This window comes from Escherichia sp. WS2035 (assembly GCF_046487065.1).
GTDB lineage: Bacteria > Pseudomonadota > Gammaproteobacteria > Enterobacterales > Enterobacteriaceae > Escherichia > Escherichia coli.
In genome coordinates this window covers 65842-88542 of sequence record NZ_JBJQKD010000002.1, presented here as the reverse complement: position 1 = coordinate 88542, position 22701 = coordinate 65842, and the positions used below count along the sequence as shown (strand labels likewise).

The window sequence follows — 22701 nt, the reverse complement described above, 5'->3', positions numbered from 1 at the left end:
ACGGCAATGGAATGGCAAAATTGCGAAGTGAAACTAATGATTTCTTAATCCTGGCGTTGCACCCACTCTTTTAACGCCTGACGTGAAATTTTAATACCGCCGTTTTTCAGCTCCGGCGGTAAAGTCAGCCAGCGCACCGGTTGTTGAAAACGGGCCAGCTTATCTTTCACCCATTCGCCAAGATCAACGGTTTGCTGGTCATACTCCACCACCGCTACCGGTCGATGACCAAACTCCTTGTCAGCAACGGGAACGATAAACACCTGCAAAACCGCAGGATGTGCAGCAATAACGCGCTCGACTTCTTCTGGCTGAATGCCTTCGCCACCACTGAAGAACAGATTGTCTAAACGTCCGACAATGGTCAGCTTGCCATTATGCATCTCACCGCGATCGCGCGTGGCGTACCAGCCTTCGTCATTAACCAGTGGAACCCGTTGCCCGTTACGCCAGTAACCTTCTGCCATGCTGGCAGCCCGCAGCCACACTTCGTCGTTTACGATTTTCACTTCCCGACCCGGCAGCGGCGAACCGACGTCTGCCAGACCGTCGGCTTCTTTCGCACACACCGTGGAGGCAAACTCGGTCAGACCATAGCCGCAAAAGCACCGAATCCCCTGCTCGCGCGCCTGTTCCGTCAACTCGACCGGGATAGCCGCGCCGCCAAGTAAAACCGCTTTCAGGGAAACGGAACTACGGTTAACCAGCAAACGCCAGAGTTGTGTTGGCACCAGTGAAGCGTGCGTACAGCCTGCCAGCATTTGCTCCAATGGCTGTTTATCACGTACCGTCATCCGCGCACCAGCGTATAACCAGCGCCACATAATTCCCTGACCGGAGACGTGAAACAGCGGTAAAGAGAGCAACCAGTCATCGTGATCGCCAAACGGAATCAGCGATAACACCCCTTCGGCGCTGGCAAGATGAGCCTGATAAGTATGAACAGCGGCTTTCGGCAAGCCAGTGGAACCAGAGGTTAACGTCATTGAGCACAGACGCGTCGGCTGCCACGCCACGGCATGTACGCCTTCAACCTGCTGAATATGCAGCGACGTTAACGCCGGAAACGTGTTTTCCCCTTCCGGCACCAGCGCAAATTGCAGCGTAAGATTGGGCAGCAATTCCTCAAGCAGCGGTTGCGGCAGCTGAGGGTTCACGGGCAACACCCGCGCCCCGCATTGCAGTAACGCCAGCCAGGCCAGCAGCGTTTGCGGCGTATTCCACGCCCGCAACATCACGCCGCTGCCCGCAACCACACCCTGCGCCGCAAAGCTGGAGGCTAATTCATCGACGCGAGCACAAAGCTCGCGCCAGTTGAGTTGCTCGTCATTAAGACGTAAGGCGATGGCTTCTCCCCGCACTTGCCGCCAGTAACGCCACGGCCAGTCAGAGAAGATCATAACAGCCGCTCCAGTGCATCAACGTCCACTAACGGCAGTGGACTCCCCGGCCAGCGACGAACCTGCTGCACCTGCATCAGATCCAGCGTGTCCAGTCCCGGAATGGTGTCTGGCGTTAACCAGGCAGCAATCCGCGCCAGTTGCATTAGACCTAAGCTCGACTCAATGGAAGAACTGATCACCGCCGTCAGCCCCAGCGCATGCGCCGCCTTCACCTGCTCGCGTACTTTCTCCAGGCTGCCCGTGAGCGTGGGTTTGATAACTACCGCGCGCACGCCCTCTTCAGCTACAAAGGCAAAATCCGGCTCGCGCAAGCTTTCATCCCAGGCAATGGCAATGCCGGTTTCACGGGCAAACGCACGCGAATCATCGCGGGTTTTGCACGGCTCTTCGAGAAATGCGATGCGGTGGCGATAATCCGGGTTAACGTATTTGGCAAACTGCTGGCCTTTCAGCGGTGTCCAGGCGCGATTCGCGTCAAGACGCAAATGCAGATCCGGAATTGCCTCCAGCAACAGATTCACCACCATGCCGTCGCGCACGGCTTCATACAATCCCACTTTGACCTTCGCCACTTTCTCGCCAGGCATATCGGCAAGTTTGAGGATCAGATCGTCAGGATCGCCATTACACAGCGGTGCCGCACGGTAATTGGCCGCCTGCGGGAGCGTATCTGCCAGCTCCGCCAATGCACAACTTACGCCAAAGGCAACGGAAGGCATCTGCGGTAATTCGCAATCGCCTGCCAGCCAGTTATTTACCCAGGCAAGCAGCACACTTTGCGCATCTTCCCAGGTTTCCTGACTGAAGCCCGGCAGTGGGGAGATCTCCCCCCACCCTTCGCGCTCACCCTCACGCAGGCAAACATACAGCCCGTCGCGGGTTTTTAACCGCCTGTCGCGCAGAACCACCCCCGCGTCCATGGGGATCTGCCAGCGGTATACCTGCGCGCTACGCATTACGGATTCCGTTTAAATTTGCTGAAATCAGGCTGACGTTTCTGGTTGAAAGCATTGCGACCTTCCTGACCTTCTTCCGTCATGTAGAACAGCATGGTAGCGTTGCCCGCCAGCTCCTGCAGCCCCGCCTGCCCGTCACAGTCGGCGTTCAGCGCAGCTTTCAGGCAGCGCAGCGCCATCGGGCTGTTTTGCAGCATTTCACGGCACCAACGGACGGTTTCTTTTTCCAGATCCGCCAGCGGTACCACGGTGTTTACAAGGCCCATATCCAGCGCCTGTTTCGCGTCGTACTGACGGCACAAGAACCAGATTTCACGCGCTTTTTTCTGTCCGACGATGCGAGCCATGTAGGAAGCGCCCCAGCCGCCGTCGAAGGAACCGACTTTCGGGCCAGTCTGGCCGAAGATGGCATTATCAGCCGCGATAGTCAGGTCGCACATCATGTGCAGAACGTGACCGCCGCCGATGGAGTAGCCAGCCACCATCGCGACAACCGGTTTCGGACAGGTACGGATCTGACGCTGGAAGTCCAGCACGTTCAGGTGATGTACGCCGGAATCATCTTTATAGCCGCCGTAATCGCCACGCACTTTCTGGTCACCACCGGAGCAGAACGCTTTATCGCCTGCACCAGTCAGAATGATCACGCCGATGTTGTCGTCATAACGCGCATCCGCCAGCGCCTGGATCATCTCTTTTACCGTCAGAGGACGGAAGGCATTGCGCACCTGCGGACGATTAATGGTGATTTTTGCGATACCGTCGGTGGATTTTTCATAACGAATGTCCTCAAAACCTTCGGAGCAGTCGTGCCATTCAACCGGTGCGTAAAGCATTGCTTCATCAGGATAAATCATATTGTGTCCTTTAGTCAGAAACGCAAGATCTGCGCCAGACTTGCGATTACGCCAGCGGGATTTTCCCGGTGCGCGTTATGTCCGGCGCGAGGAATGACATGGCAGTCGGCAGCCAGTTCCGCCGCCAGAGCGCGGAATTTGCTGTCACGTTCACCACATAAATAATAAAACGCAAATGTGCGGGCGCTAAGGTTAGCACGTAAATCGGGCTGGACGGCGAGAGAAGTCGCCTCCAGCATGGCGGCAAGGGTTGCGCCATTATTGTTGCTGCGCAGCGCCACCAGCTCCCGGCGTTGATCGTCATTGAGCGAGGCAAAAACAGGCTGTTGATACCAATCGGCAAATACCGCCGTTAACGGTTCTGTACGAAAACGCTGCGCCCATTGGCGATCGGAACGCTGACGTTCCGCGCGTTGTTCAGCATTTTGCAACCCAGGATGCCCGCCTTCGACAACAACTCCACAAAGCCCCGCCAGCTCCTGGCAAGCCGCCATCATCGCCACCCGTCCGCCAAGCGAGTACCCCACCAGCCAGAAGTTAAGGATGTTGTAACTAACCAGCGTTTTACACAGTAAGTCGGTGACATCATCAAATCCATCGACGCTGATCGTCGCTGAACCACCGTGACCTGGGAGATCAACATACAACCGCGAGTAGTCGGCAAACGCCTCGCCCACTTCTTGCCATTCATGGCAATCGCCGGAAAAACCGTGCAAAAACACCAGCCAGGGTAAACCTGGTTTGCCGTGTTTTGCCTGCGCGTGCAGGATCATAAATGGCTTACCTGCGCCAGAAGTTGCTGGAGCGTTTGCGCACCATCGGTGTCGTTAACCACCATTTCAATCACCGTGGTGGTCGGCGTACGCCAGGCATCGACTAGTGTCGTTTCAAGTTCCTGCCAGTTTTGCGGACGATGATATTTCAGCTCGAACATCGCGGCGGCGTGCTCAAAATGGACGTTTTGCGGCATCAGATAGAAACGCCCGCGCTCGCTTTTCGGCGTTGGCAACAGCGAAAAAATTTGCCCGCCGTTGTTGTTCACCACAATTAATACCAGCGGTGCGGAAACCTGGCGCAATAACGCCAGCGCGTTGAGATCGTAAAGTGCGGAGAGATCGCCCACAATCGCCAGCGTCGGTTTGCCGCTTGCCCGCTGAACGCCGGCGGCAGTCGAGAGCAGCCCGTCGATACCGCTGGCACCACGGTTGCTGTACACCGGGTAACCTGCCGGAAGTTGCGAAAGCGCATCAATCAGACGCACCACCAGGCTGTTACCGACAAACAATTGCCCCTGTTCAGGCAAATAGTCGCTGATGCGATGCGCCAGTTGCGCTTCGCCAAACGCATCGCGACGGGCAATAACCGCCTGCATTGCCTGTTCCGCCAGGCGCGGGATTTCAACGCACCAGGGCTGGCGTTTTTCTGCCGGATGCAGCTCCAGCCAGTCGGCAATATTGGCAATTAAGCGACGTCCGCGATGGTGTGCCGGATCAAGTCGCCCTTCAATGTCATCAACAATCCAGTACTCTTCTGGTTCACAGCTTGCCTGCCATTGGAGGAGTCGTTTCCCCGTCAGGCTGCTTCCCAATTGCACCACTATTTGTGCCTGTTGCAGTTCGCTGGTCGCTTTGGCATTGCCTAACCAGAGATCGGCACACGGCAGCGGCTGTCCGGTTTGCGACAGCACGTCGCCAATCAGCGGCCAGCCAAGAGTTTGCGCCCACAGTGCAACTTTTTTGCCCTCTTCCGCACTCATGCGCCCGGCAACCACCACACCGCGCTTTTGTCGCCAGAAGAACCAGTCGCGCTGTTTTTCACTTTCCCGACGAGGCGCTTCACGCAGCCACGGTTTGTCGTCCTGCCACCAGTCGCCCAGCCGCTGTTGCCAGCTAATCCCCGTGTCGTCCATTTCGCCATACAGCGGTTCAGCAAACGGGCAGTTGATATGGACTCCACCAGCATGAAGCGTACCGAGAGCGTGGTCGATGGTAGAAACCAGCCAACGTGCGGGGATATCCTGGGTCGGGCGCGGCAGTGAAATACTGTGCGTGGGGTGAGAGGCGAACATTCCCGGCTGACGAATCGCCTGATTCGCGCCGCAGTCAATCAGCTCCGGCGGGCGATCGGCGGTTAACAGGATCAGTTTTTCTCCGGTTAACCCAGCTTCAATCAGCGCCGGATAGAGATTTGCTACCGCCGTGCCGGAGGTCACAATCACCGCCACCGGCTGCTTGCTGACTTTCGCCAGCCCCAGCGCCAGATGCCCCAGTCCACGCTCATCGAAATGGGTGTGGTGAATGAATGCGGAATTCTCCGCCGCCGCTAACGTTAACGGTGTAGAACGCGAGCCAGGGGCGATACAGATGTGTCTGACGCCGTGACGCGTTAATGCTTCCAGAATGACCGCCGCCCAGCGTCGGTTAAATGCGCTTACTGACATGAGTTTGTCCGGTATCAATATTGCGGCTAAGTATAAGGAGCTACAAAAATAGATTATTGATATGAATCGGTAATGATGCGACTCATTACTATTCCATTTGTAATAAAGTACGCAGCCCTGCCGCTTTGTTGTCGATTTCCTGCCACTCTTGCTCGGGGTCGGAACCACGGACAATGCCTGCGCCAGCATATAGCCGCACGATATTGCCGCTGATTTTTGCTGAGCGCAGGGAAACGCAGAATTCACTTTGCTGTAATGAAAGATAGCCCGCAGAACCGGCGTACCATTCTCGAGTGAACGGTTCGTGACGGGCGATAAACTGTCGCGCCAGATCGCGCGGTAAGCCAGCAACTGCTGCCGTTGGCTGCAACTGATGTAAACAGATCACATCATCCGCTTTGTTGAGTGAAGTCCAGATACAGCGGCGAAGATGCTGTACTTTACGTAGACGCAGTACCTGCGGCGGTAAAACATCCAGCGTCCGGGTATCGGCCTGCAATCGTTGGCAGATATCTTCCACCACCAACATGTTCTCGCGCTGGTTTTTATCATCCGCCATCAGCCACTCACCTAACTGCTGCGCCTGCTTATCATCAGGATGATTTGCTACCGTTCCCGCCAGCGCTTCGGTACGCAGCGCTTTGTCACGCCGCCGCCATAACCGTTCCGGTGAAGAACCAAGAAAAGCATTTTCGCCATCAAAGGCCATGTAAAAATGGTAGCAATTCAGATTGAGCCGACGACTGGCAGCCATCATCGCTGCCGCATTGACCGGACTTGCGAAATGCAGGTCAGTTGCCCGAGCAAGCACAACTTTGTCGAGCTCGCCTTCGGCGATGGTTTTCGTTGCCAGTTCGATTAATAGCGTCCAGCCCGTTTTGTCCGGCCAGTGTTGTTCTCGCGTGGTGGTTAAATGTAATCCAGGCAGGGGCTTGATACTCACCAGTGTGGCGATAAATTCTTTTGCCTTGATTGCATCGTGCTGAAGGGAGCTTTCGCTGAATAGCGTCAACCGCAGCGTGGCTTTACCGCCACAACGTCGCCATTCCAGGCGTGGTAAAAGTAAATAGCCCTGCGACGGGTCAAACGCATTCAACCCCCAGATGCGTAAGTCGGCGTGTTCCGGGTGCTGGCGAAGAAAACGTTGTGCCTGGTCCAACGACGTAAAACGGGTAATCGCACCCAGGACGGCAGCTTCTTCATCACCATTACGTTGTTGCCAGTAGAATTGCGGATACACCTGCTGACTGGCCAGCCAGCTCAAGGCATCAAAAGCGTCTTTGAGAGGGAAAGGAATATCGATAACCCGAATGCCGGGTGTCGCCGGAATCTCTTGCGACAAATGGCGCAGTAGATTTTCCAGCGCCGTAGTAAGTGATTGCACGCGGACCTCTCCCTGTTAAAAGCCTCACATTATACGGGGTACGACAAAAAAAATGCAGTACCCCGGTGTAGGGAGGTTTTAACGGCGTGCCAGCAACAGTCCTAGAACCAGCCCAACGGCCGCACCCACACCAATTCCTTGCCAGGGTTTTTCGTGGACGTAGTCATCAGCACGATAAACTGCCTGCTTCGCCCGATAGTAATAACTGTCTGAAGCCTGGCTAACCCGTTTTTTCACATCATCCAGCGCTTTTTCTGCACGCGCTTTCAGCTCAACATATTTCTGATCGGCGGGATCGCCAGAGGAGCGGAGCACCTCTTCCAGTGTTTCACTAAGCAGCGTCAGGTCGTCATCAATACGTGTATCACCAAACTGATTAGACATTCTCGTTCTCCATTTGTGTAAAACCTGTCACTAACTATAGACAAGGGTTATTGATTACGCCTGAATTACCTCGCGTGCCATCCCAATGTGTGGGATACCATCTTCTTCATAAATATCGGTCACAGGGATGAAACCAAATTGCCCATAAAAGTTTTGTAAATGCGCCTGCGCCCCCAGATAAATCGGCTTCTCCGGCCAGCGGCGAGTACACGATTCCAGCGCCTTACTCATCAATTGCTGACCGATTTTTTCACCGCGTAAGGCTTCGCTGACAATCACCCGACCAATCACAACGGGTTGCAGTTCGTCGTCACTTTTCAGAATCCTCGCATACGCCACCAGTGTCCCGTTATGCCAACCGAGAATGTGGCGATTTTCTCCCTCCAGATCGTCACCATCGATATCCTGGTAAGGACAGTTTTGTTCCACTACAAATACCGCACAACGCAGTTGTAATAAGGCATAAAGCTGAGAAACGGATAAATCAGAATGATGCAGATCTTGCCAGTCGATCATGGAAGGCTCCTTTGTGCTGTTTGCTTTATACTAGCCGGAATATTTTCAGCAGCGTGATGAACTCATGGAATTAATTTTTTTAGGTACTTCAGCCGGTGTGCCAACCCGTACGCGTAATGTCACGGCAATATTGCTTAACCTGCAACATCCGACCCAGAGCGGACTTTGGTTATTTGACTGCGGTGAAGGCACCCAGCATCAGCTACTGCATACTGCCTTTAACCCTGGAAAACTGGACAAGATTTTTATCAGTCACCTTCATGGCGATCATCTCTTTGGTTTACCCGGCTTGCTGTGCAGTCGTTCTATGTCAGGCATTATCCAACCCTTAACGATTTATGGTCCGCACGGTATCCGTGAATTTGTGGAGACCGCGCTGCGGATTAGCGGCTCATGGACCGATTATCCGCTGGAAATTGTCGAAATTAGCACTGGCGAAATTTTCGATGATGGCCTGCGCAAAGTGACCGCTTATCCGATGGAACACCCACTGGAATGTTATGGTTATCGTATTGAAGAACATGATAAACCAGGTGCATTAAATGCCCAGGCATTAAAAGCTGCTGGCGTGCCGCCTGGCCCGCTGTTTCAGGAATTAAAAGCGGGCAAAACAATCATGCTGGATGATGGAAGGCAGATTAATGGCGCAGATTACTTAGCCGCTCCAGTGCCGGGTAAAGCGCTCGCTATTTTCGGCGATACCGGCCCCTGCGATGCCGCGCTGGAGCTTGCTAAAGGCGTCGACGTAATGGTTCACGAAGCGACTCTGGATATGGCGATGGAGGCCAAAGCCAACAGTCGCGGCCATAGTTCTACACGCCAGGCGGCGGCACTAGCCCGTGAGGCTGGAGTCGGTAAGCTAATCATTACCCACGTCAGCTCACGCTATGATGACAAAGGTTGTCAGCACCTGTTACGTGAATGTCGGTCAATTTTCCCGGCGACTGAACTGGCGAATGATTTCGCGGTGTTTAGCATTTAAGTCGAAAGCGGTGGTTAGTTAGCAGATTAATTTAACGATACCAACACATTTATTTGACATTTTTTCATCTGTTTGCCGGATACGTTTGATGTCGATATCAGGCAAACAGAATTATCATTTTTAGTTTTGTGAATTGTCCAGATCTTTCGCCAGTCCAATCAGGCGAATAAATTCCGCTCTGTAACCCTGTGGATCTTCCCCTTTTGCCTTCTGAGCCCACTGTTTGATCTGCTGCCAGGAGGTATTGTTCAGGTATTCAGAACCGCGTAACTTTTGCCCATATGCAGCCACTGCTGCGCGAAAGCGCATATCTTCTGAAGGTGCCTTTATTGCAGATGCCAACGGGAATTCAACTAACTGACTTTCTTTTCCCTGTGGGGATTTCCAACGAATCTTTAACCAGGCAAGTTCTTTTGTTTTGTCCGATTTCGCTGATTTGTTATCCGGGGCATAGCGTAACTTATCAATTGATGCTTTTTGCCCTTTCAGCGTTAATTCAAATAACAATGTTATATGTTTACCTGCGCCAATATCACCCGCATCAACGTTGTCGTTATTAAAATCCTCTGCCTTAAGTTGGCGCTTTTCATAACCTATCTGACGGTATTCCGTTACCCACGCGGGATTAAACTCAATTTGCGCTTTGACATCTTTTGCTACGGTAATCAACGTCTGCCGCATTTCACTGTTCAACACTTTCTGCGCCTCTGAGAGGGTATCAATGTAGCTATAGTTGCCGTTACCAACATCGGCAATTCTCACCATCATTGCCTCGTTATAATTGCTATCCCCCACGCCAAGCGTCGACAGAGTAACACCGGACTCACGCTGTTTTTTGACCATTGATTCAATCGATTTTGGATCGTCAATGCCAACGTTAAAGTCACCGTCAGTGGCCAATAAAATGCGATTGATACCACCTTTAATAAACCCCTTCGCTGCCTGCTGATAAGCCATCTCCAGCCCGGCACCGCCATTGGTACTGCCTTCTGCATCCAGCGAATCAATTGCAGCATTAATTTCCGCCTTGTGACTACCGGAGATAGAAGGCAACGCAATACGAGAGTCGCCAGCGTAGGTCACGATGGCAATGTTATCCTGCTCACGAAGTTCTTTGACCAATAATTTCAACGAAGACTGGATAAGTGGCAAACGTTCATCAGAAATCATTGAACCAGACGTGTCGATAAGAAAGACCAGATTAGAAGCGGGTAACTCTTCACTTTTGCGATCTTTCGCCAGGATATCAACTTTCAGCAATGTTCGCTGTTCATTCCAGGGTGCAGGTGCCAATTCGTAGCGCATAGCGAAAGGTATTGGCTTAGAGGCCGGAATAGATTGTTTGTCTTTGATATCCCAGTCAGACGGGAAATAATTGACTATCTCCTCCACCCGCACAGCGTCTGGCGGAGGTAACAGCCCTTGATTAAGGAAACGCCGCACATTCGCATAACTGCCGGTATCGACGTCAAGGCTAAACGTCGCCAACGGGTTTTGCGCTACCTGCTTAACCGGATTATCATCGAACTGCTGGTAGCGAGCGGTTGCTGGATTTGCGATTTGGGAGGCTGCTTTTTCTCTGGCTGCATGTTGATATTTTGGAGCCGCCTGCAATCGCCCCAGCAAAGCCTGTTTGTCTGAATATTGTTGCACTTCTTGCTGGGCTAAGGCTTTCGCGTCTGCAGCGGCTTTGGCGGCGCTTTGCTCAGCCACTTTTGTTGCCGCTTGTTGCGCGGCAAGCACTTGCTGGTCAGTGGGTGTAGTAGATTGTTGTTGCTGACTTTTCTTATCCTCAGGTTCCGGCCCACATCCTGACAAAATCAAACTACTTATAAGCAACATGATTATATTTTTATTTCGCATATAAAATCCTTTTAAATAAACTCAGGGCCCCGACATAAAATACACTCTTTGTATAATCCTGCTAATCTTAATAAAATACAATATCGAAACCCATAACAAATAATGATTCAACAACGCAACCCATTAATAATTTGCATATGAAAAAAATAAATTTTGCTTTTATTATATTATTTCTATTTTCACTCCCTCTGATTATTTTTTACCAACCCTGGGTGAATGCATTACCACCAACGCCCCGACACGCTAGTCCTGAGCAATTAGAAAAAACAGTTCGTTATCTTACACAAACTGTGCATCCACGTAGCGCCGACAATATTGATAATCTGAATAGATCCGCAGAGTATATAAAAGAGGTCTTTATCAGTAGCGGTGCCAGAGTTACCGCGCAGGATATCCCCATTACGGGTGGCCCCTACAAAAACATTGTTGCTAATTATGGTCCTGCCGATGGACCGCTGATTATTATTGGTGCGCACTATGACTCTGTCAGTAGTTACGAAAACGATCAATTGACCTATACGCCGGGCGCGGATGATAACGCCAGCGGTGTGGCAGGATTACTCGAACTGGCACGTTTGTTACAGCAGCAAGCACCGAAAACAGGCGTGCAGCTGGTCGCCTATGCGTCGGAAGAACCGCCCTTCTTTCGTAGCGATGAAATGGGGAGCGCGGTACATGCAGCTTCGCTTGAGCGTCCAGTGAAATTAATGATAGCGCTGGAGATGATTGGTTATTACGACTCTACGCCTGGTAGCCAGGATTACCCATCCCCGGCCATGTCCTGGCTTTATCCCGATCGGGGAGACTTTATTGCCGTGGTCGGCAGAATGCAGGATATCAACGCCGTTCGTCAGGTAAAAGCGGCATTGTTGTCATCCCGGGATTTATCTGTTTATTCTATGAATGCCCCAGGTTTTATTCCCGGTATTGATTTCTCTGATCACCTTAATTATTGGCAATACGATATTCCCGCCGTAATGATTACTGACACCGCTTTTTATCGTAATAAACAATACCACTTTCCCGGTGATATCGCAGACAGATTAAATTATCAGAAAATGGCTCAGGTAGTGGATGGAGTTACAACCTTGTTATACAACAGTAAATAATAAAAATTTCTCGAGGCGGATCCAGAAAAAGCAACATGCGCATTTTATTTTCTTTCGTCTGTTTTAAGATGCGAAACATGAAATTCAACGGAGGAAAAATAAATGGGAATGATTGGCTATTTTGCAGAAATTGACTCAGAAAAGATTAACCAACTGCTTGAGTCTACTAAAAAACCTTTGATGGATAATATACATGACACGCTTTCAGGATTACGCCGACTGGATATTGATAAACGCTGGGATTTTTTACACTTTGGCCTGACGGGTACATCTGCATTTGACCCCGCGAAGAATGACCCGCTAAGTCGCGCAGTGCTTGGTGAACACAGCCTAGAAGATGGCATAGATGGCTTCCTGGGATTGACCTGGAATCAGGAGTTAGCCGCGACAATCGACCGACTGGAATCACTGGATCGAAGTGAGCTGCGTAAACAGTTTTCCATTAAGCGACTCAATGAAATGGAGATTTATCCGGGAGTAACCTTTTCAGAAGAGTTAGAGGGGCAACTCTTTGCTTCGATCATGCTTGATATGGAAAAGCTGATTAGCGCGTATCGACGTATGCTGCGACAAGGGAATCATGCGCTGACGGTTATTGTTGGGTGATGGTGTCAGGGCACCCAAAAAAACCGCCGAACATGTCGGCGGCTTTCTGACTTACAAACTGACTGCTTACATCAGCGGCATTGCTAACCGCACAATGCTAATCAGCGGTTGTGGCCATACACCCAGCACCAGTACCAACAGTGCAGAGATCAGCACCACGATACCGCCTGCGCTGTACTGCCAGTTTGATGGTGCATCGCGACCCGGTTGTTCCGGAGCGTGAAGGTATAAGCTCACCGCCACACGCAGGTAGTAGTAGAGGCCGATTGCCGAACCGACAACTACGGCACCCACCAGCCACCACAAGTGTGCCTGGACACCGACCGCCAGCACGTAGAACTTACCGATAAAGCCCAGCGTCATTGGGATACCAGCCAGTGAAAGCATCATCACCGTCATCACTGCCGCGAGGATCGGACGATGCCAGAACAGACCGCGGTAAGAGAACAGGGAATCAGCATCCGGGCCACGATACGGGCTGGACATCAGGCTGACCACGCCGAACGCGCCGAGGCTGCTGAACAGATAACCTGCCAGGTAAACCCCTACCGCTTCCATCGACATCTCGCCGGTTTGCAGCGCAATCAGCGCCACCAGCAGATAGCCGAGGTGAGAGATAGATGAGTAACCGAGCAGACGTTTGATATTGGTCTGGCTCAGCGCCATCAGGTTACCGAAGATGATGGAGGCAAAGGCGATAATCGCCAGCACTACGCGAATCGCTTCACTGTCACCCACCGGTGCGTAAAGGAACAAACGCATCACCACGCCGAAGATAGCGATTTTGCTCGCCGTCGCCAGGAAAGTGGAAACCGGCGCAGGCGCGCCCTGGTATACGTCTGGCGTCCACAGGTGGAACGGCACCAGAGAGAGTTTGAAGCCGAGGCCAACAATCATCAGGCCGAAACCTGCCAGCAACAGCGGCTCGTTGAGCATACCGTCGCCGAGGTTTTTACCCAGTGCGACAAACGACAGGTCGCCAGACTGCGCATACACCAGCGCCATACCGAACAGCAGGAAAGAAGACGCTGCGGCAGAAAGGATGGTGTATTTGATACTGGCTTCCAGCGAACGTTTCTGGCGGAAAGCGTAACCGACCAGGCCAAACAGCGGCAAAGAGATCAGTTCGATACCGAGGAACAGAGACGCCAGATGGTTGGCATTCGCCAGCAGGATCCCGCCCAGCGCGGCAATTAACACCAACAGGTAGAACTCATCCTTGTTGTCGTTATAGCCTTCAAGCCACGGGTAGGCGAAAGTACAGGTGGCGAGGCTCGCCAACAATACCAGCCCGGTGTAAAGCATGGCGAAACCATCAACGCGCATCAGTGGCGTAACGTCCATAGCGCCCGCCTGGCCGACAAACCAGAGCGAAACCAGCGCCGCGTTAAGCCCAATAACCGAGAGCGTAGCGTTGAGAAAATGATTGCGTCGCCACGCAATGGAGAGCATCACAACCACCACCGTCAAGCCGACGATCAGCAACGGTAGCAGTGCGATCAGGTTTTGTGGAGTTATTGTCATGGCGATTTACGGCCTTGTAGTAGTAACGGAATTAACAAACCACTGCTGGATATTGCCAATCGCGGAGTGCGAGGTATCCAGAATCGGCTGCGGATAGAAGCCCAGCAGTACCAGCAGCACCACCAGCAACAGGATCATAAACAGCTCACGCAGCGACATCCCTGGCAGTTCCTGGCTGGCAATCTGGCTTTTCGCTTTACCGAAATAAGCGCGATGCAGCATCGCCAGCGAATAAACAGATGCAAAGACCAGCCCAAAGGTAGAGATAACGGTAATTACCGGGACAACCTGGAAGCTACCGAACAGAATCATAAATTCGCCGACGAAGTTACCGGTGCCAGGCATCCCAAGCGTTGCCACCGCAAAGAACAGCGACAGTGCTGGCAGCCACTTCATCTTGCTCCACAGACCGCCCATCATGCGCATGTCGCGGGTATGGATACGTTCATAGAGCTGACCGCAGAGAATAAACAGACCCGCCGCTGACAAGCCGTGTGCAATCATCTGGATTACCGCGCCCTGGTAGGCCAACTGGCTACCGGTGTAGATAGCAATCAGCACGAAGCCCATGTGGGAAACCGAGGTGTAGGCGATCAGACGTTTGATATCGGTCTGGGCGAAGGCCATCCACGCACCATAGAAGATGCCGATAACACCCAGCCACATAGCGATTGGCGCGAACTCTGCCGACGCGTTCGGGAACAGCGGTAGGGAGAAACGCAGCAGACCGTAAGCGGCGGTTTTCAGCAAGATCCCCGCGAGGTCAACGGAACCGGCGGTCGGAGCCTGGGAGTGCGCATCCGGCAGCCAGCCATGCAGCGGAACCACCGGCATTTTCACTGCGAAGGCGATGAAGAAGCCCAGCATCAACAGGTATTCCACGCCGTTAGACATCGGCGTATTCAGCAGCTCTTCATAGTTGAAGGTCCAGACGCCGGTCGCATTGTAGTGAACGAAAACCAGCGCCTGGATGGCGATCAACATCACCAGACCACTCGCCTGGGTGTAAATGAAGAACTTGGTTGCCGCCGTGATACGCGTTTTACCGTCAGAGGCTTTATGCCCCCACAGTGCGATCAGGAAGTACATCGGCACCAGCATCATTTCCCAGAAGAAGAAGAACAGGAACATGTCGATGGCAAGGAACACGCCGATAACGCCGCCCAGGATCCACATCAGGTTGAGGTGGAAGAAGCCCTGGTATTTTTCGATCTCTTTCCACGAACAGAGTACCGCCAGCACACCGAGCAGACCGGTCAGCACGACCATCAGCAACGACAGACCGTCAATGGCGAGATGGATAGAGATACCAAAACGCGGGATCCACGGCATGTCGAATTCAGACTGCCACTGCGGAATTCCGGCGGATTGCGTCAGTGAATAACCGCCCTGCAACCACAGTTGCAGCGACAGCGCCAGCGTCAATCCCATGGTTACCAGCGCGATCCAGCGCGGCACCTTGACGCCAAAGCGTTCGGTCTGCCAGCACAGGAAGCCGCCGATAAAGGGAATTAATATTAGCCAGGGTAGTAACATGGCGATCTTTATTCCTTGTAAAAGTCCCGTCAGGACCGGATTTTCAACGAATTCTCACGACAGAAAATTCTCTTCGGACTGGGGGTAGTGTCGGATGCGCCGCGAAGACGGCTTATCCGACCTACGTTCTTATATGCCCAGGGGCAATCCCACAATCCTTAACTCAACGCAGTACCATCAACAGAGCCAGCACCACGACCGCACCGATGCTCATGGATGCCACATACCAGCGCAGATAACCGTTCTCGCTTAACAGCAGACCTTTACCTGCAAAGCGGGAAAGGACAGCCGGGATGTTCATCATTGAGTTCAGCGGATCGCGTTTCAGCAACCAGGCAATACCCAGGAACGGCTTGACGAACACTTTGTCGTACAGCCAGTCAAAGCCCCAGGCGTTGTACCACCAGGTACCCAGCAGACGGCCCGGCGCACTGTTGGCGATGGAGGTCACCAGAGTACGTTTACCCAGCCACAGCCAGGCAGCCAGCAGAATGCCGACCACCGCGACCACGCCAGAGGTAATTTCCAGGGTCAACATGCTGCCGTGCGCCAGCTCCGTCGTTTGCGGAAGCACGCCCTGCAGCGGCGGTACAATCAGTGCACCAACGAAGGTGGAAAGGATCAGCAGCACAATCAGCGGCAGGCTGTGAGTTACCCCTTTCACGGCGTGAGCGTGAATTTGTTCTTTTCCGTGGAAGACGATGAAAATCATACGGAAGGTGTAGAGCGAGGTCATAAACGCACCGACCAGACCTGCCACCATCAGATTGATATGTCCATTCGCCATCGCACCCGCGAGGATCTCATCCTTACTGAAGAAGCCCGCAGTGACCAGCGGCAGTGCCGATAGTGCTGCGCCGCCCACCAGGAAGCAGAGATAAACCAGCGGAATAGATTTACGCAGACCACCCATCTTAAAGATGTTCTGTTCGTGATGGCAGGCCAGAATGACGGAACCGGATGCCAGGAACAGCAGCGCTTTAAAGAACGCGTGGGTCATCAAGTGGAAAATCGCCGCATCCCATGCCTGCACGCCAAGCGCGAGGAACATGTAGCCAATCTGGCTCATGGTAGAGTAAGCGAGAACACGTTTGATGTCGGTCTGTACCAGCGCGGCAAAACCGGCCAGCAGCAGCGTAACCGCCCCGACAATACCCACCAGATGCAGAACTTCCGGCGTCATCAGGAACAGGCCGTGGGTACGGGCGATCAGGTAGACACCCGCGGTTACCATTGTTGCGGCGTGGATCAGCGCGGAGACAGGCGTCGGGCCCGCCATCGCGTCGGCAAGCCATGTCTGCAACGGCAACTGCGCAGATTTACCGACCGCACCGCCCAGCAGCATCAGCGTCGCCCACATCAGCATGTTATTGCCGTCAGCAAAGTGCGCTGGTGCCAGTTCCACCATTTCGCGGAAGTTCAGGGTGCCCAGTTCGTTGTAAAGAATGAACAGCGCAAAAGCGAGGAAGACGTCACCCACACGGGTCACGACGAACGCTTTCATTGCCGCTGCGCCATTCTTCGGATCGGTGTAATAGAAACCGATCAGCAGATAGGAGCACAGGCCCACGCCTTCCCAGCCGAGGTACATCAACAGTAGGTTATCGGCGAGAACCAGAACTACCATGCTGGCGATGAACAGGTTGGTGTAAGCGAAGAAGCGAGAGTAGCCCTCTTCTCCGCGCATATACCAGGAGGCATACATGTGAATAAGGAAACCCACACCAGTGACCACTGAGAGCATGGTCAGCGACAGGCCGTCCAGCACCAGATTGAAACCGATGTTAAAGTCGCCTACCGACATCCACGTCCACAGCGGCTGGCTATATGCCTGCTCACCGTTAGCGAAGAAGTCAACGCCGATAAAGGCGGTTACCAGCGCCGCCAGGCCCACAGAGCCAACGCCGACGATCGCCGAGACGTTTTCAGACCAGCGCCCACGGGAGAACGCCAGCAGGACGAAGCCAATCAATGGCAAAATAATGGTTAAGGCAAGCATGTTCATCCGCGCATCTCACTTACTGAATCGATGTTCAGGTTCTGGCGACGACGGTGAAGTTGCAGCAGCAGCGCAAGGCCGATACTCGCTTCCGCCGCCGCGAGGCTGATGGCGAGAATGTACATCACCTGACCGTCGGTCTGGCCCCAGTAGCTTCCGGCGACCACAAAGGCCAGCGCGGAGGCGTTAATCATGATTTCCAGACCAATCAGCATAAACAGCAGATTGCGACGGATAACCAGACCGGTTAAGCCAAGAACGAATAAGATTGCCGCGAGGATCAGTCCATGTTGTAAGGGGATCATGCGTGCTCCTCCGTTTTTCTTTTCGCGCTGTCGTCTTTACGATTGCTCAGCACTTCACCCGCACGCTCTTCACGACCGACGTGGAAGGCCACAACCAGACCCGCGAGCAGCAGCATAGAAGCCAGTTCCACCGCCAGTACGTAAGGCCCGAACAGCGTAATACCCACTGCTTTAGCACTGATTGGCGTACCGTCGATACCTTGATCGTTAACACCGAGAATGGCGTAAACAATCACCACCAGCATGATGGCTGACAAAATTGCCGGACCAATCCACACCTGCGGTTTCAACCACTGGCGTTCCTGTTCGATTTCTGAACCGCCCAGGTTGAGCATCATCACCACGAACACGAACAGCACCATAATGGCACCCGCATAGACGATAATTTCCAGCGCACCGGCAAAGTAAGCGCCCAGTGAGAAGAACACCCCAGAGATCGCCAGCAGCGAAATAATCAGGTACAGCAGCGCGTGTACCGGATTGGTATGGGTGATCACTCGCAAGGTCGCAAGTATGGCTATCAGGCCACAGATATAAAAAGCGAACTCCATTGCCCCTCTCCTTACGGTAACAGGCTCTTGACGTCGATAGGCTTGGCTTCGTTCTCTGCTTCGCCCTTATCTTTGCCGTCGATTGCCATACCTGCCATCCGGTAGAAGTTATATTCCGGGTATTTGCCCGGACCGGAGATCAGCAGATCCTCTTTCTCGTAAACCAGATCCTGGCGCTTGTATTCCCCCATTTCGAAATCCGGGGTTAACTGAATCGCCGTGGTCGGACAGGCTTCTTCGCACAGACCACAGAAAATGCAGCGTGAGAAGTTGATGCGGAAAAATTCCGGATACCAGCGACCGTCTTTGGTTTCTGCTTTTTGCAGCGAGATACAGCCGACCGGGCAGGCTACCGCGCAGAGGTTACAGGCTACGCAACGCTCTTCGCCGTCCGGATCGCGGGTCAGAACGATACGACCACGATAACGGGGCGGCAGATAGACCGGCTCTTCCGGGTACATTCGCGTTTCGCGTTTGGCGAACGCGTGCAGGCCGATCATCCAGATACTACGAACCTGGGTGCCGAAACCTACTAACAATTCTTTTAAGGTCATGGTCTTATTGCCCCTTATTGCGCCTGCCAGAGAATGACAGCCGCCGTTACCAGCAAGTTGATCAGCGTCAGCGGCAGGCAGATTTTCCAGCCGAAGGACATTACCTGGTCATAACGCGGACGCGGTAACGACGCACGAATCAAAATGAACATCATCATAAAGAACGCGGTTTTCAGCGCGAACCAGATGAATGGCGGTAACAACGGGCCTTGCCAGCCACCGAAGAACAGCGTCACCATCAGTGCAGAGATGGTCACAATCCCGATGTATTCGCCCACGAAGAACAGACCGAACTTCATACCGGAATATTCAATGTGGTAACCATCCGCCAGTTCCTGCTCGGCTTCCGGCTGGTCAAACGGGTGACGGTGACACACCGCCACGCCCGCGATGGCAAAGGTAATAAAACCAAAGAATTGCGGGATGACGTTCCACACATGCGCCTGGCTGTTGACGATGTCGGTCATGTTGAATGAACCGGCCTGCGCCACCACGCCCATCAAGGAAAGCCCGAGGAACACTTCGTAGCTCAGGGTCTGCGCAGAAGCACGCATCGCACCCAGCAGCGAGTATTTGTTGTTACTTGACCAGCCCGCAAACAGCACCGCGTAAACCGCCAGACCTGCCATCATCAGGAAGAACAAAATCCCGATGTTCAGGTCGGCAACCACCCAACCCGGACTGACTGGCACAATTGCAAAGGCCAGCAGCAGCGAGGTAAAGGCAATCATCGGTGCCAGGGTAAAGATGACGCGATCCGAGAATTTCGGGATCCAGTCTTCTTTAAAGAACATTTTGATCATGTCCGCAACCAGCTGGAGCGAACCGCCCCAGCCAACACGGTTAGGTCCATAACGGTTCTGGAACAGACCCAGCAGGCGACGTTCGCCAAAGCTCATGAATGCCCCACAGGTGACTACCACCAGCAGGATCACCACCGCTTTAAGGACGGTCAGCAGGATCTCAATCAGTTCCGGTGATATCCAACTCATTGTTGTGCCTCCTTGAGATCCTCAAGATGCGCGCCAGCCAGCACCGGAGCAATGCCGGACATACCCATCGGTAAGCCCACCTGCCCTGCCGTCAGCCCTTCGGCGATTTCAACCGGCAGCGTGACCGTGTTGCCATCGTAACTAAAGGAGACGCGTGTACCTGCGTTCACCCCCAACTTCGCGGCATCCGCTGGGTTGAGTTTGATGTACGGCTGCGGCATACGGCTCTGGAAGACCGGAGCACGCTGTGACAATTCATCGCTGCCAAACAGGTGGTAGTACGGCGCGATACGCCATTTCCCGTCCTGCGGCTGGAAGCGTGCCGGTACGCTGGTGAAGTAATCCAGACCGTTTTCGCTGGTTTCAAACAGACGCACGCCCGGATCGCCAAAACGCAGTTTGCCGCCCACTTCGTCCTGGAATTTGTTCCACGCCTGCGGGGAGTTCCAGCCTGGTGCCCAGGCAAACGGCACTTGCGAACGGTGCGCGGTCGGCTGGTTGTTACCTTCCATCGAGAAGGTGAACATAGTGTCAATATCCTGCGGCTGACGCGGCTCATGAACGCTGATATTGGCGCGCATGGCGGTACGACCGCTATAGCGATGCGGTTCACGGGCCAGTTTCTGCCCACGAATACGGAATGTCGCATCCGGCGCAGCATCTTTGATACCTGCCAGTTCCGGGATTTTCGCCACAACAGCGTCAATCACGTGGTCGAGCTGCGTCCAGTCCACTTCACGGCTCAGCAGGGTGCTATGCAGCGAGTGCAGCCAGCGCCAGCTTTCCAGCATGACAGTTTTGCTGTCGTAATAAGCCGGATCGTAAACCTGGAAGAAACGTTGGGCGCGGCCTTCGTTGTTGATCACCGTACCGTCGCTTTCAGCAAAGCTGGCGGCGGAAAGTACCAGATGGGCGTTTTCCATAATCGCTGTGCGTTGATGGTCAACCACCATCACCAGCGGCGCTTTAGCCAGCGCAGCATTCACGCGGGTAGCGGAAGCGTGACGATGCAGATCGTTTTCCAGCACCACCACCGCGTCGGCGCGTCCGGTTTCCAGTTCGGTTAACGCTTCTTCAAGCGATCCACCGCCCATAATGCCCAGCCCCATGCTGTTGACGGAACGGGCAATCATGGTGATACCGACGTCAGCGCCGCGACCTTTCAGGGCTTTCGCCACGTTAGCCGCAGCCTGAATCACTTCAGCGCTACCAGCGTTCGTCCCGGAGATAATCAACGGTTTCTTCGCACCAGCCAGTGCCTGCACGATGACGTCGATTTTGCTTTGCAGCTCAGGCTCAATACCGTCAACCGCTGGTGCAGAGTTATCCAGCGCATGAGCGATGGCAAAACCTAAACGCGCCTGATCTTCAACCGGTGCGCGGTAAGTCCACGCCGCGATATCATCCAGACGGGTGTCATCAACGTTGGTAACAAACAGCGGATGCTTCGCACGTTGACCGATGTTGAGGATTGCCGCAATCTGCCAGTCAGCCACTTTCTGTGCTGCCGCCATTTCGCGCGCTTTACCTTTCACCGCCTGACGCACTGCCAGCGCGACGCGCGCGCCGGTCTGGGTAACGTCTTCGCCCAGCACCAGTACCGCATCGTAAGATTCGATTTCGCGCAGAGCCGGAGTATAAATGCCGCCTTCACGCAGTACTTTCAGCGCCAGTTGCAGACGTTCCTGCTCACCGTGAGCGATACCGGTATAGAAGTTTTCTTCGCCCACCAGCTCACGCAGCGCAAAGTTGCTTTCCACGCTGGCACGCGGAGAACCAATACCGATCACTTTCTTCGACTGACGCAGAATATCTGCTGCGCCCTGCATTGCCTGTTCGGCGTTGAGGGTAATGAAATCATCGCCACGACGCTGTACTGGCTGACGCGGACGATCTTTCAGGTTGACGTAACCGTAACCGAAACGACCACGGTCGCAGAGGAAGTAGTGGTTTACCGTACCGTTGTAACGGTTTTCGATACGACGCAGTTCGCCATAACGCTCGCCGGGGCTGATGTTACAGCCGATGGAACATTGCTGGCAGATGCTCGGCGCAAACTGCATATCCCATTTACGGTTGTAACGCTCGGAGTGCGTTTTGTCGGTGAATACGCCGGTCGGACAAATTTCGACCAGGTTACCGGAAAATTCGCTTTCCAGCGTGCCGTCTTCCGGGCGACCGAAGTAGACGTTGTCGTGCGCACCGTAAACGCCCAGGTCCGTACCGTCAGCGTAATCTTTGTAGTAACGCACGCAGCGGTAGCAGGCGATGCAGCGGTTCATTTCGTGAGAGATGAACGGCCCCAAATCCTGATTACGGTGAGTACGTTTGGTGAAACGGTAGCGACGGAAGCTGTGTCCGGTCATCACGGTCATATCCTGAAGGTGGCAGTTACCGCCCTCTTCACATACCGGACAGTCGTGCGGGTGGTTGGTCATCAACCACTCGACCACGCTTTCACGGAACTGTTTCGCTTCTTCGTCGTCAATGGAAATAAAGGTGCCATCGGAAGCCGGTGTCATACAGGACATCACCAGGCGACCACGCGTGTCTTCCGCGTTTTGGTATTGCTTCACCGCACACTGGCGGCAAGCACCGACGCTTCCCAGCGCCGGATGCCAGCAAAAGTAAGGAATATCAAGGCCCAGAGACAGACAAGCTTCCAGCAGGTTGTCCGCCCCGTTGACCTCGTATTCTTTGCCGTCTACATGAATTGTAGCCATTAGCATGCTTCCAGTTT

General features: G+C 53.6%; 20 protein-coding genes. 3 read left to right on the top strand and 17 right to left on the bottom strand.

Features of this window, described 5'->3' with window-relative positions:
• Positions 1-44: 44 nt before the first annotated feature.
• From menE to ACJHX4_RS05190, 8 genes are all read right to left on the bottom strand, one after another.
• Complete coding sequence (menE, locus tag ACJHX4_RS05225; protein WP_410239909.1) at positions 45-1400, bottom strand: o-succinylbenzoate--CoA ligase; 1356 nt, start codon at positions 1398-1400, stop codon at positions 45-47.
• Positions 1397-2359, bottom strand: coding sequence for an o-succinylbenzoate synthase (menC, locus tag ACJHX4_RS05220; RefSeq protein ID WP_001255589.1), 963 nt, complete (start codon positions 2357-2359; stop codon positions 1397-1399). Before menC ends, menE begins: the two co-directional genes overlap by 4 nt.
• Positions 2359-3216, bottom strand: coding sequence for a 1,4-dihydroxy-2-naphthoyl-CoA synthase (gene menB / locus ACJHX4_RS05215; RefSeq protein ID WP_000639996.1), 858 nt, complete (start codon positions 3214-3216; stop codon positions 2359-2361). Before menB ends, menC begins: the two co-directional genes overlap by 1 nt.
• Positions 3217-3230: 14 nt before the next feature.
• Positions 3231-3989 (bottom strand): 2-succinyl-6-hydroxy-2,4-cyclohexadiene-1-carboxylate synthase, encoded by a 759-nt coding sequence (menH, locus tag ACJHX4_RS05210; protein ID WP_000600520.1) that lies wholly within the window; start codon positions 3987-3989, stop codon positions 3231-3233.
• Positions 3986-5656 (bottom strand): 2-succinyl-5-enolpyruvyl-6-hydroxy-3-cyclohexene-1-carboxylic-acid synthase, encoded by a 1671-nt coding sequence (gene menD, locus ACJHX4_RS05205; RefSeq protein WP_001296255.1) that lies wholly within the window; start codon positions 5654-5656, stop codon positions 3986-3988. Before menD ends, menH begins: the two co-directional genes overlap by 4 nt.
• Before the next feature lie 88 nt (positions 5657-5744).
• Positions 5745-7040, bottom strand: a complete 1296-nt coding sequence (menF, locus tag ACJHX4_RS05200; protein ID WP_001191434.1) for an isochorismate synthase MenF — start codon at positions 7038-7040, stop codon at positions 5745-5747.
• Between the two features lie 78 nt (positions 7041-7118).
• A complete protein-coding gene (gene elaB / locus ACJHX4_RS05195; protein ID WP_000070621.1) occupies positions 7119-7424 on the bottom strand; it encodes a stress response protein ElaB in 306 nt (101 codons plus the stop codon).
• Positions 7425-7478: 54 nt separating this feature from the next.
• Complete coding sequence (locus tag ACJHX4_RS05190; RefSeq protein WP_000568142.1) at positions 7479-7940, bottom strand: GNAT family N-acetyltransferase; 462 nt, start codon at positions 7938-7940, stop codon at positions 7479-7481.
• 64 nt (positions 7941-8004) lie between these two features.
• Here ACJHX4_RS05190 and rbn point away from each other — a divergent pair, with 64 nt between their 5' ends.
• Complete coding sequence (rbn, locus tag ACJHX4_RS05185) at positions 8005-8922, top strand: ribonuclease BN (protein ID WP_000420117.1); 918 nt, start codon at positions 8005-8007, stop codon at positions 8920-8922.
• Positions 8923-9042: 120 nt separating this feature from the next.
• Here rbn and ACJHX4_RS05180 read toward each other — a convergent pair whose 3' ends face one another.
• Positions 9043-10785: a vWA domain-containing protein gene (locus ACJHX4_RS05180; protein WP_001244794.1), complete on the bottom strand. Its 1743-nt coding sequence runs from the start codon at positions 10783-10785 to the stop codon at positions 9043-9045.
• 137 nt (positions 10786-10922) lie between these two features.
• Here ACJHX4_RS05180 and ACJHX4_RS05175 point away from each other — a divergent pair, with 137 nt between their 5' ends.
• Positions 10923-11894, top strand: a complete 972-nt coding sequence (locus tag ACJHX4_RS05175) for a M28 family metallopeptidase (RefSeq protein ID WP_001531844.1) — start codon at positions 10923-10925, stop codon at positions 11892-11894.
• A 102-nt stretch (positions 11895-11996) separates the two neighbouring features.
• Positions 11997-12500 carry a YfbM family protein gene (locus ACJHX4_RS05170; RefSeq protein ID WP_000525373.1) on the top strand — a complete coding sequence of 168 codons (504 nt, stop codon included), beginning with the start codon at positions 11997-11999 and terminating at the stop codon, positions 12498-12500.
• Between the two features lie 66 nt (positions 12501-12566).
• Here ACJHX4_RS05170 and nuoN read toward each other — a convergent pair whose 3' ends face one another.
• From nuoN to nuoG, 8 genes are all read right to left on the bottom strand, one after another.
• Entirely contained in the window at positions 12567-14024 is a 1458-nt protein-coding gene (gene nuoN / locus ACJHX4_RS05165) for an NADH-quinone oxidoreductase subunit NuoN (protein WP_000156701.1), read from the bottom strand.
• A 6-nt stretch (positions 14025-14030) separates the two neighbouring features.
• On the bottom strand, positions 14031-15560 hold the full coding sequence (gene nuoM, locus ACJHX4_RS05160) for an NADH-quinone oxidoreductase subunit M (protein ID WP_000926465.1): 1530 nt from the start codon (positions 15558-15560) through the stop codon (positions 14031-14033).
• 163 nt (positions 15561-15723) lie between these two features.
• Positions 15724-17565, bottom strand: a complete 1842-nt coding sequence (nuoL, locus tag ACJHX4_RS05155) for an NADH-quinone oxidoreductase subunit L (protein WP_001056618.1) — start codon at positions 17563-17565, stop codon at positions 15724-15726.
• The gene (nuoK, locus tag ACJHX4_RS05150) at positions 17562-17864 is read right to left on the bottom strand and encodes an NADH-quinone oxidoreductase subunit NuoK (protein ID WP_000612644.1); all 303 of its coding nucleotides are present in this window, start codon (positions 17862-17864) and stop codon (positions 17562-17564) included. The genes nuoL and nuoK overlap by 4 nt, the downstream gene beginning before the upstream one ends.
• The gene (gene nuoJ, locus ACJHX4_RS05145; RefSeq protein ID WP_000393511.1) at positions 17861-18415 is read right to left on the bottom strand and encodes an NADH-quinone oxidoreductase subunit J; all 555 of its coding nucleotides are present in this window, start codon (positions 18413-18415) and stop codon (positions 17861-17863) included. The genes nuoK and nuoJ overlap by 4 nt, the downstream gene beginning before the upstream one ends.
• Positions 18416-18426: 11 nt before the next feature.
• Positions 18427-18969 (bottom strand): NADH-quinone oxidoreductase subunit NuoI, encoded by a 543-nt coding sequence (gene nuoI / locus ACJHX4_RS05140; RefSeq protein WP_000172749.1) that lies wholly within the window; start codon positions 18967-18969, stop codon positions 18427-18429.
• Between the two features lie 14 nt (positions 18970-18983).
• A complete protein-coding gene (gene nuoH / locus ACJHX4_RS05135; protein ID WP_000118512.1) occupies positions 18984-19961 on the bottom strand; it encodes an NADH-quinone oxidoreductase subunit NuoH in 978 nt (325 codons plus the stop codon).
• Positions 19958-22684, bottom strand: a complete 2727-nt coding sequence (nuoG, locus tag ACJHX4_RS05130; protein WP_001296257.1) for an NADH-quinone oxidoreductase subunit NuoG — start codon at positions 22682-22684, stop codon at positions 19958-19960. The genes nuoH and nuoG overlap by 4 nt, the downstream gene beginning before the upstream one ends.
• Between the last annotated feature and the right edge of the window lie 17 nt (positions 22685-22701).